We start from the raw sequence: 12719 nt of genomic DNA on the forward strand, positions 1-12719 counted from the left end.
GTCAAGATGGCACATCTGTCAACCAATTCCAACTTTACGACCTCTATGGAAAACAAGTTTTTTCTCAAGGTTTAAATTTAGATAAAGAATTAGTTTTACCTCAGACTGGAGTTTATACTTTAGCTTTCCTTGGTAATGGACAAACCAATAATAATTATCAACTAGAACTTGTTGCTCCGGAAATAACCACCACTTCAATTCTCTTCAATCAATCCATTCAAACAGCAATTAGTGTAGTAGGAGAATGGGATACTTACACCTTTGATGGGGTAGCAGGACAACATTTATGGTTTGATAGTTTAGTGGAAAGTAACCAAAATATTGATGCTACCTTATGGTCTCCTAGTGGTCGAAAAAATTGGTCTCAAGATGTAGCTAAAGACGTTTCTAGTTTTCGTTTAACAGAAACAGGAACTTATCAATTAATTGTTGACGGAACGAATGAGAACACAGATAATTACGCTTTTCGTTTATTAGACTGGAGTGAAGCGATTTCTCTTAATTTGAATACAACTATTAGTGAACCAATAGAAATTTCTGGGAAAGAAGATAGACTTTACCAATTTGAGGCTTTAAAAGGACAAAGACTTTACTTCAAGGGGTTGACTGTATCGGCTCAAAACGAGGATATTTACCAACTTTATAATACTCAAGGACAATCATTATTTTCAGAAAAATTAGATACTGATACTGAATATGTTTTAGAGAAAAGGGGAACTTACTATTTAGCTATTCGTGATAGTCAAGAAACTTCTTTTGCCTTAACTCTAACTACCCCTGAGATTCTAACAACTTCCTTAAATTTAGGAGATTTAATTACAGATGAGATTAGTCAAGCAGGAGAAAGAGATAACTATACCTTTGAGGGAAGCGTAGGACAGCAATTTTACCTTGAGACTTTAACAGATAATAGTCAACTCTTCGCTCGATTATACGCTCCCAGTGGTAAATTATTGTTCTCAAAAGCGACTTCAGACAATGATACTCCTTTTACTCTGATAGAAACAGGAACCTACCGATTAGAAATTGATGGAGAAAAAGAAGCGACTGGAGAGTACAGTGTGAAACTCAGCAATCTTGAAACTGTCACTCCCTTAATTTCAGGAGAAACTATTACTGATACCCTCGATGAAGAACATCCAACGAAACTGTATCAATTTATAGGGACAAAAGGAAGCCAATTAAGCTTTGATTGGCTAGAACAAACGGGGGACAATCAAATTAATTGGACTCTATACGACCCAAATAATCATGTTCTTAAACAACCAGACCTTAATGCGCCTGATTTCCAAGTTGCTTTACCTTCTGATGGATTATACACTTTAGCAATCGCTCTTTATAGTAACACTTCTATTGATTACAGTTTCGAGGTTACGGATAATTCGGTTGCACCCATCCCCATTACTGGAACCAATGTCACTGTTACGGGAACTGTTGCTAATGCAGGAGATGTGGATAGTTATACTTTCAATGCGTCTGCTGGTACATTGATTTGGCTAGATCAGCTGAGTACCTCGTCTTGGCAAATTCGCGCCCGTTTAAGAAATCCAGACGGGACTTATGTATTTGAAAATCATGATACCCGTAATGATTACGGGGTAATTCGCCTTGATCAAACAGGAGAATATAGTTTAGAAACTTCAGGCTACCATAATTCAACTACTGGAAATTGGCAATTCCAAATTTTAGAATTACCAACAGATGTTACCTCTCAAAACTATAATTCATTACCCTCAAATACTGTCATTGAAGGAACATTAAGCCCTGGACGCTCAACAGAAATCTATAGTTTTGATGCTCAAGTAGGAGAACAGATTCTTTTTAATGGGATGAAAGGAAATGTAGCAGACCTGAAGATTGTCGATCCTAATGGTCAAACTATTTATAGTGACAACAATTTTAAGTATTCTGATAGTCCCATCTTAAACCTAACCCAAAGTGGTATTTATCATGTCTTGATAGATGGAGATAGTAGTAGTGAAGAAAATTATGCCTTCCAACTACTCAATTTGGGTCTAACTCAAAACATTTCTTATAACATTCCTGTCGAAGATACTTTATCTTCTGGACAAGAAAGTAAACTGTATCGGATTGAAGGAGAAGCCAGTCAAAGACTATATTTTGATATTAACCGAGGAAGTACCTCAGCCCAAATTAAAGTTTTCAATCAAAACAATCAAAACACTTTAGTAAACACCTCCATTGACCCTGATAATAGCTTTGATTTAACCCTCCCAGAAACAGGGGAATACACTATCTATGTCGAGGGAGGAAGTTCCGCTACACCGATTGATTATCAATTCCAAATTTTTCCCTTTGAACAAATCATCGATATTGTTACTCCTGGAGACGGTGAAACTGCAGCCAATAATTCAAGAGGTTCTCTTGGGACTTTCTCTGTTCAAATTCAAGTAGAAGATGGTCTTGGGGGTCAAGCTATTCAAAACTATAATCTTCGTCTCTTTCCTGATCCAGACAATGGCAGTCCAGCCATTGTTAGCCTCCCTGAGACTAAACTAGGACTCAATCAAGATATTTATCGTTATCAACTCAAAAGTATCGATCCTGATGGAGATGAACTGCGCTATCGTCTCCTAGAATCTCCTAATGGTGCCATTATTAATCAAGATACGGGAGAATTAATTTGGTTAGCTGAAGATATAGAAGCAGGGGAAAACTATCAATTTAGCGTTGAAGTGTCTGATGGTCGAGGGGGAAGTGATACTCAAACTTGGGAAGTAGAAACCTTTGAGGTACTCGGTAAGATTCAAGGATTAGTCTTTGAAGACCTCAATGCTAATGGTATTCCCGATAGTAGTTTAGTGGTTGGGGAACAACCTGATATTTTCTTCGTTATTGACGTTTCCGGTAGCATGGGAGGTAGTTCCGTCAATTGGCGTGACGTTGAGCTTGAAGAAGCCTTTAACCAAAACTTATCACCCTTAGATCAGGAATTAGGCTCAATTTTAGCCTTGAGTGAATTTATGATTGCTCAAGGAAGAGGGGATATTTCTATTGGTATTATCACCTCTGGACGAGATGTCATTGATATGAACCCTACCTTAGAAGGGATACAAGTTACCACTACCCCCTTGACCGATAGTAATAATAATGGCATTGCTGATATTCGAGAAGTGATTACTGGTGGTATTGGCGGTGGTGCTTCCGATACCAGTGGGATTCAAAATGCTTGGGACTTACAACAAGCTTTACCAGGAGATCCTAATATCTTCTTTATGTCCGATGGTTATATTTCTGTTGATGAGCAACTCATTGCTGATGTTAGAGCCGATGGTGTGAATTTACTAGCTTTCGGATTTGCAGAAGGGGGGATGGATATAATGCGTAAGGTAGATCCCGAAGTCGTTTATATCAGTAACCCCAACGATATGTATGATATCTTTAGTGGTTTTGACCTCCGTTACATTACAGAACCACTTTTAGAAGGAATCACCGTTTATCTTGACTTGAACAACAATGGCATTTTAGATCAAGACGAACCTTTACAAGTAACTAAAAAGAACACTTCTACCTCTACATTTGGTCAAACGAATTACTACTTCACCTTTGATAACCTTGAACCTGGAACTTATACAGTGCGTCAAGCGGTTCCCAATGGGTTTATCGGGACTGCACCAGAAAGTGGTAGTTTTATCGATACCATTACCATAGGAAATGGAGAAACTTACTCTCATTTCTTTGGCATTCACAAAGTAGGAGATCCTCCCAACCAAAAACCCACTTTTACTACGACTCCTCCTACCAATGAGGTAGAAGTAGGAGAATGGTTCCGCTATCAAGCTAGAGCAACCGACCCTGATAACGATCCCATAACCTACGAGTTATCCCTTGCACCCGAAGGAATGACAATCGATCCCGAAACTGGATTAATTCAGTGGCTACCAACCAAACTCCCTGAAACTCAGGACGTTTTAGTAACACAAGGGGGTCTAACTTTATTTCAAACTGTTCCCACCACGGAACCTGTTGAGTATGAAGTGATAGTTACAGCTAAAGATAGTTCAGGTGAAACGGATCTCCAATACTTTAAAGTCACCCTTAACCCTGTTAATACGCCTCCTCTGTTTACCTCCACTGTCCCTGATATTTCTCCCCAAGTAGGCAAACTTTTCCAATACCAAGCCAAAGCTCTCGATGCAGATGGAGATATCCTGACTTATCGCTTAGACACCGATATTCCAGACATAACCCTTGATGAGAAGACTGGATTACTGACTTGGACTCCCACTTCTACTGACCTCGGTGAGCAGAATTTGACCATTATTGCTCAAGACGAAAAAGGAGGAGAAATTCGTCAAGATTTAACCCTTAATGTTATTGATTCTACTCCCAATCGTCTCCCTGATATTGTTTCGACTCCTGTAAATTTTGCACCAGTCAATCGTCCTTATATTTACCAACCGGTCACCGTCGATGAAGATGGTAATCCTTTAACCCTAACCCTAGATCAAGCTCCTGATGGCATGATAGTCGATGAAGAAGGGCGGATTATTTGGATGCCTACCATTAACCAAGTGGGAGAACATCAAGTCCAGCTTACTGTCGATGATGGTCAAGGGGGACTCGCTACCCAAACGTTTACCGTTGTGGTGCAAAATCGCGTTCCGAATCTTCCTTCTCCCCCTCCTGAGACTCCAGATAGTCCCGACACTCAACCATCAAATCCCCCCATTGCTAACTATTCTCCTGTCATTACCTCTTCTCCCAACACCTCTACTGACTTAAATCGTATTTATGAATATTCTCCTACTGCTCAAGATATTGATGGTCATTCTCTATTCTGGCAGTTAGAATCCGCTCCTGCTGGTATGGTTATTGATGGAGATACCGGAGCCATTCGTTGGCAACCTCAACCCCAACAACTGGGAGAACATACTGTTATCCTTGCTGCTAGTGATGTTCTCGGACAACGAGTGACTCAAACCTTTACTTTAACCGTCACAGGACAAAATATCCCTCCCCTCATATCGTCTATTCCCTCAACTCAAGCAGGGATTGATCAAGTTTATACCTACCAAGCGATCGCTGCTGATGCTGAAGCAGATCAACTCTTCTTTAGCTTGGGTATTCGTCCGGATGGTATGACTATTGATGAGAACACAGGAGAAATTCGCTGGACTCCCCAAACTGGACAAGTGGGTAGCTATCAAGTAGAGGTTATCGTTCGGGATACTCAAGGGGCCATCTCGAATCAAACCTATACTTTAGTGGTTGAAAGCCAACGAATAAATCAAGCTCCGACTATTTCCTCTAAAGCGGTGTTAAGGGGGGGTTTACAACAGGGTTATACCTATCAAGTGACCGCTAATGATCCCGATGGTGAAGCTTTAACCTATCAACTACTCTCTCATCCTCAAGGCATGACCATTGATGAGAACACAGGTTTAGTGCAATGGCAACCCCAATCAGATCAATTGGGTCAATTTGACATCGCTGTAGCTGCTATCGACTCAGATGGTGCCGGAACGGTACAGGCTTTCTCTATTTCCATTCAACCCCAAAATCAACCCCCTGTTATTACTTCAACCACGCCCCCCACGGTAACGACTCCACAAACTGTCTATCGCTACGATCTCCATGTCCGTGAATTGGATGGGGAAAAATTGACTTATTCCCTAGTTCAAGGCCCATCAGGTATGACTATCGATGAGTTGGGACGGGTACGCTGGACTCCTAATGCTGAAAATACGGGCAATTATCCTATAGAAATCGCTGTTACAGACAGTCTAGGGGCAACGGTGACTCAATCTTTTACTTTAGAAGTGGTTGCCGATACCTTAGCCCCAACCGTTCGTGTTAACCCTTCTGTGCAACCTGTGGACTTGGGACAGTCGGTTACTTTGTATGTTAGAGCAACGGATAATATTGGGGTTTCCACCCTTTCTTTAACCGTTAATGGTCAGGCTGTTTCCCTTGATGGCAATGGGTTATATACGTTTACCCCTGATACAGTAGGAACCATTGAAGCGATCGCCACGGCTACTGATGCAGCAGGAAATAGTCAATCCGCTATCACTACTTTTGAAGTGTTAGATTTTAGTGATGAAGATGCCCCTATCATTAACTTACCAGCCTTCTCTGAAGATACCGTTACTTCTCCTACAGAAATTATTGGTACGGTTAACGACGATAATTTACAGTATTACACTTTAGAAGTAGCTAAGTTAGGCAGTGATGATTTCCAAGAAGTCTTTAGAGGAACCCAAGCTGTTGACAATGATGTTTTAGGAGTCTTTGACCCCACTTTATTAGAAAATGATGCTTATACCTTACGATTAAAAGCGGTTGATGCTGGTGGCAATATTGTTTTTGAACAGAGAACCATTAACGTTGAAGGAGATTTAAAACTCGGTAACTTCCAATTATCCTTTACCGATTTATCTATTCCTGTTTCTGGTATTCCTATTAGTATTACTCGAACCTATGACACCTTAACGGCACAAGAAAGGGATGATTTTGGTTATGGATGGCGATTAGAATTTAGGGATACCAATCTCAGAACCAGTTTAGGGCCAGATGATTATTATGACACCTTTGATATTATTGGCAAAGGGTTTAGAGAAGGAGATAAAGTTTATATTACCCTTCCTGGTGGTAAACGAGAAACCTTTACCTTTAAACCTGAATTAGACTTATTAGGAGCCTTTTTAGCTGCTGCTGGGGGTGGATTAGGCATACAAGAAGATACAGGTTTATATCATCCTAAATTCGTTTCTGAGTCGGATTCTAATAATGTTTTAACCGTCAAAGATGCCTTATTAATTCGTACAGGAACAGGGGAATTTGCTGGTATTCCTGCTAATTTATATAATCCCATTGACCCTTATTTTGGAAGAAAATATACCTTAACCACAGGGGAAGGGATTGTTTATGAAATTGATGCTCTATCTGGGGATTTATTAACCGCTACGGATACCAATGGGAATAAGCTGACTTTCTCTGAGAGTGGGATAATTAGTGATTCAGGGGTTGAGGTTAAATTTAATAGAGATGCCAAAGGAAGGATTACCTCAATTGTTGACCCATCGGGTAATATTATTCAGTATGAATATGATAGTAATGGGGATTTAATTAAGGTTATTGATAGGGAAGAGAATGAAACCAAGTTTGATTATCATGAGGAAAGAGAACATTATTTAGAGACAATTATTGACCCGTTAAATCGGGAAGCGGTGAGGACTGAATATGATGAAGATGGACGGTTATCTAGGGTAATTGATGTTAATGGGGAAGCAGTAGAATTAGTTTATGACCCTGATAATTCGACACAAACCACTAAAGATGTGTTTGGGAATGAGACGATTTATGTCTATGATGAACGGGGTAATGTAGTTCAAGAAGTTGATGCGGTTGGTAAGGTAACTAAACGGACTTATGATGAAGAAAATAATTTATTAACTGAGACAATTATTACCGAAGAAAGTGGAGAACAAGGTTATACAACCACTTATACTTATGATGATAAAGGGAATCAGTTAACGGAAACCGATGCGTTAGGAAATACCACTTATTATACTTACAATAAGTTTGGGGATATCCTTACTAAAACCAATCCCCTAGGTTACGCTACCATTTATACCTATGATCTTAAAGGAAATCTGCTTACTGAAACTAACGCCGAAGGTGAAACTAGAAAACGAGTTTATGATGCTAAAGGTAATATTACTTCGCTAATTGATGCTGAAGGTAGAGTCACTCAATTTGAATACGATTCATTTGGTAGAGTAACTAATCAAATTGATGCTCTAGGAAATAATATAATTTACACTTATGATGATAATGGCAACATATTAAGTGAAACTAAAACGTTTACAACTGCTGAAAAGATTGAAACGCAAACTACTAGCTGGATTTATGATGCTGAAGGTCGTGTTATTTCTGAAACTCGACTTTTAGGCAATGTGATTCAGTATGAATATGATTCTGTGGGTAATAGGATTGCTACTATTGAAGCAGGAGTAAATAATCATCGTCGCACAGAATACGAATATGATGATAAAGGTCAGCTTCTTAAGGTTATATACCCTGATGGGACATTTGAAAGTTTCATTTATGATGAAGGGGGAAGAGAAATTGTTACTATTGATGCTGCTGGGTACAAAACTAATTTTGTCTATGATGCTAAGGGAAGGGTAATAGAAACTATTTATGCCGATAATACTCCTGAAAATTTAAGTGATAATCCCAGAAGTCAAACTGAATACGACCAAGCTGGTCGAATGGTAGCTATTATCGATGAACGAGGTAATCGGACTGAATATGAGTATGATGCAGCAGATCGTCTTATTTTAGTTCGTGATGCTGAAGGTCATGAAACTACTTATACTTATAATGCGACGGGAAGACGATTAACTGAAACTGATGCTCGAAATCAGACAACCGAATTTATTTATGACAAAATAGGTCGTTTAATAGAAACTGAATTTGCTGATGGCACACTTATAAGTACGGCGTATAATGATGTTAACTTACGAATTTCTGAAACTAACCAAGCTGGTCAAACAATCTATTTTACCTATGACGATTTAGATAGATTAATTGAAGTTATTTATCCTGATGAAACTCCAGAGATTCTAATAGATAACCCCAGAATCCTAACTGAATACGATGAACTAGGTAGAATAACTGCTTCTATTGACGAAAATGGCAATCGTACCGAATATGAATATGACCTTGCTGGTCGTCAAACCCTCGTTCGTGATGGCTTAAACAATGAAATTACCTACACCTATGATAGTTGGGGAAATCTACTCACTGAAACAGATCCTAATGGTCATACGAGTGAATTTGTCTACGATCAAGTAGACCGTCTCATAGAAACTCATTTTCATGATGAAACTTTTATAACTACGACCTACAATCAGCTAGGACAAGAAATTGCCACGACCGACCAAGCAGGAAATACCACCCAATATGAATACGACCCCCAAGGAAGATTAACCGCAGTGGTTGATGCACTTGGACAAAGAACCGAATACAGCTACGATTTAGCAGGTAATTTAATTCAAATTAAAGATGCCTTAAATCACATTACGACCTATGAATATGATGCATTAAATCGTCGCATTTCTACTATTTTACCAATGGGTCAACAGTCAGAAACGAGTTACGATGCTGTCGGTAATATAGCCACTTTTACTAACTTTAATGGTGATACGATCAAATACGAATACGATGAATTAAACCGATTACTTAATAAAGAATTTTCTGATAATAGTTCCATTGCATATACTTACACTCTCACTGGTCAAATAGAAACTATTACAGATCAATTGGGAACAACAACTTATGATTATGATGTTCGAGATCGTTTAATTGAACAAATTAACCCTGATTCTCAATTTATTCGCTATACCTATGATGATGCAAGTAATCGGACTGGGGTTATTACTAATAGCGATACCGTTACCTATACTTATACACTAAACAATCAAATAGAAACGGTTACTAGCTCAAATGGTGTTACCCAATATACCTATGATGCTGTTGGTAATCTAATTCAAACTGAGTTACCTAATAATACGGCAGAAATTCGGACTTATGATGAGTTGAATCGCTTAATTTTCTTAAAGAATATCTCAATTGATCCCAACAACCAACAAGAATTAGACATAATTTCTAGCTATGAATACACCTTAGATGCTGTTGGAAATCGAATTTCTATAGAAGAACAAGATGGTCGGATTGTTAATTATGATTATGATAATTTATATCGATTAACCCAAGAAAAAATCACAAATGGAAATACTGTTCACACAATTGATTATACTTATGATGCTATCGGTAATCGTTTGAGTCGTTATGATTCTGAATTAGGATTAACTACTTATATTTATAATGATAATGATTGGTTGTTAACCGAAGAAACTAATGGAGAAGTCACCACTTATACCTATGATAATAATGGAAATACTCTATCTAAAGTTAAAGGGGTTGATGACCAAATAAATTATACTTGGGATGATGAAAATCGGTTGATTGGGGCAGAAATAATAACAGAGGATGGGACAACTTCTACAGAATATAAATATAATGCCAATGGAGTAAGAGTAGCATCTATTGTGGATGGTGTAGAAACTCGTTATTTAGTTGATGCTAATCGTAACTACGCTCAGGTATTAGAAGAATATACGGCTGATGGTGATGTTGAAGTGGCTTATGTTTACGGATATGACTTAATTTCTCAGACAAGAAATGGTGAAGAATCTTTCTATCATGTGGATGGATTAGGAAGTACGAGAGCGTTAACAGATGCTGATGGTAATGTAACTGATTTTTATCTCTACGATGCTTATGGTAACGTCCTCAATTCATCTGGAGATACAGTTAATAATTATCTCTATACAGGAGAACAATATGATGCTAATTTAGAGGATTATTATCTCAGAGCAAGGTATTATGACCCCAGTGTGGGAAGATTTATTGCTAGAGATCCCTTTGAGGGATTTTTAACTGAACCGTTGTCTTTGGCTAAATATCCTTATGTTCATGGTAATCCAGTTAATGCAGTTGACCCAACAGGGTTATTTTTCTCATCACTAGATAATTCAGTTGCTTCAAAAATGTCTGCGATTATTAATTCTCTACGTCCTATATATCTACCTGCATCGTCCTTGTTTAAGACATATGCGGCTCAAACAGCAGGTACAACAGCTATAACAGGATCAACTGCTGCAGGAACGATATTCGCTCATCAAGTTAAACTTACTAACGCTCAAAGTCTACTTAGACAAATGGCTGTTACTGGCGATCAAGATGGAGATCCTGGTATTCCTATCGTCTTTTTTGGACAAACCTATCAAGGAAACCCCCTAGAAAAACATACAAACCATATCTATCGTGCCATAAGCCAGGAAGGAAAAACTCCACTTTTAAGTTCTTGGGATACTACAGTACCAGAAGGTCATGGAAACAGAAGATGGTTCAGAAATAAGACAAACTGTAAAAACCCCGACAAAAGAAGATATATAGAAAACGCAAGCAAACAAGGAATACATATTATTAAAGATGACTTATCGTGTGATGAATATCCTTTTTATTCAAGTGAACAAGGTGGAAGAAAGAACTGGGGTTTAGGATTAGTTTCTCTTCAATTAGTCCCAAGAATTGAAGCTGGAAATCAGGGAGCTTTAATCAAACATGATAAACAGAGACAAGCAGGCGTTATACCAGGGGATTATCTGAATAAGTGGTATGGAGTTGTCCCAATAACGAAATTATCTGACTCTTTCTGGAAAGACAGACAAGGAAATATTATTCGCTAAATCTTACCATTTTAACAATTAACTATTTATTCCTTATTAATTACCTTAAAAATGTCAAAATTGACCCAAGCTTTAGAAGAAATTATTAGTTGGCTACGACTCAACTATCCAGAAGCCATTTCTGAATTACGTCAAGGATTAAGAAATAAACAAATTGAAGAAATAACTAAAGATTTTCCTTTTGTACTTCCAAAAGAAGTATATGAACTCTATCAATTTTGTGATGGAAATATAAGATTAGGAAACTATGATTTGATCATGAATCCTTTAGAATTAGCCTTAGAAGTGTCTAATAGCTGGGAATGGGCTAAAAAAAATCCCAGTCTTGACAGCCATATTCTTACTATTTTTCATGGCGATGGACATGATGTTTATTATGTTATCTGCGATCAACAGGAGAAAGATTTGTCTCCAATTTGGTCTGCATGGGCTTCACATGGATGCGATGCATCAATATATGCTTCGAGTTTAACTAACTTAATATTGACAGTAGCCGAATGTTATCGAGAAGGTGCTTATTACACACAATTTGATGAAGAAGGTGATTTAGAAATCGGGACAAATTTAGAGACATTTGAAAAAATCTTTCAAAAATACAATCCCGAACAAATAGATGCCTGGCGAGAGATTTGGAAAGATTAATTTGGCAGATTTACCGCTAGAGATCCCTTTGAGGGATTTTTAACTGAACCGTTGTCTTTAGCTAAATATCCTTATGTTCATGGTAATCCAGTTAATGCAGTTGACCCAACAGGGTTATTTTCCTCATTACTAGATAATTCAATTGCTTCAAAAATTCAGTCAATTTTAGCTTCTCAATCGTCGGCTCAAATTTTCAGGGTAACGGCAACAGCAGGGACTAGAGGAAGTATTGCTGTTCAATTGCTACCTTTAGCAGTTGTAGGAGTTTTGGCTAGGGGACACGCTATAGCAGAAAGCCTTCCCTCTGATAGTGATAAATGGGGAGTTCCCATTATCGTGTGGGGAGGTCATGACTTACCAGAAACTACTCAACATATAATCAAAGCTCTAACGAGATCTGGTTACACAATAGATAATCCAAGTGGTCGTTTATTAGGTTCTAAAGTCATTTCCCCTTTATTGAGTAGAGGAGGTGACAATAGAAGAACTTGGTTAAGAGGTGTAGAGCCATGTGCCAGTAATTACGATAGTAACAGTGGCCTGTGGTGTGATGAATATCCTTATAATAGCGTTGTACAAGGCGGTAAGGCAAACTATAATGCTGGTCGAGTGTCTCTTAAATTAGTACCAAAAGCTGAACAAGATGTCACAATTCGAGGTAGCCAAGGAAACAGACTAAAATTATTCTATGCCCGTAATCGAGGAAATGTAATTAAAGGTGGAATCACTAACCTACAAAGGGGAGCGACGCAAAAATGTCGCATCGACCGGAATTCGGTGAAAGCGACTGGG

General features: G+C 38.3%; 3 protein-coding genes. All 3 read left to right on the forward strand.

The annotated features are described in order from the left end of the window. The coding region (locus P9B04_RS04500) for a putative Ig domain-containing protein (RefSeq protein ID WP_342053803.1) at window positions 1–11285 on the forward strand (11285 nt) is incomplete at its 5' end. A gap of 51 nt (window positions 11286–11336) precedes the next feature. Next, a complete protein-coding gene (locus P9B04_RS04505; RefSeq protein WP_342053804.1) occupies window positions 11337–11927 on the forward strand; it encodes a hypothetical protein in 591 nt (196 codons plus the stop codon). Window positions 11928–11978: 51 nt separating this feature from the next. Continuing rightward, window positions 11979–12719: NucA/NucB deoxyribonuclease domain-containing protein (locus tag P9B04_RS04510; protein WP_342053805.1), on the forward strand; the 741-nt coding region annotated here is incomplete at its 3' end.

Origin of the sequence: Crocosphaera sp. Alani8 (assembly GCF_038442745.1) — a bacterium.
Classification (GTDB): domain Bacteria; phylum Cyanobacteriota; class Cyanobacteriia; order Cyanobacteriales; family Microcystaceae; genus Crocosphaera.

Coding starts and splice junctions, on each gene's coding strand:
- P9B04_RS04505 (WP_342053804.1), top strand. CDS start 11,337: ATGTCAAAATTGACCCAAGCTTTAGAAGAAATTATTAGTTGGCTACGA.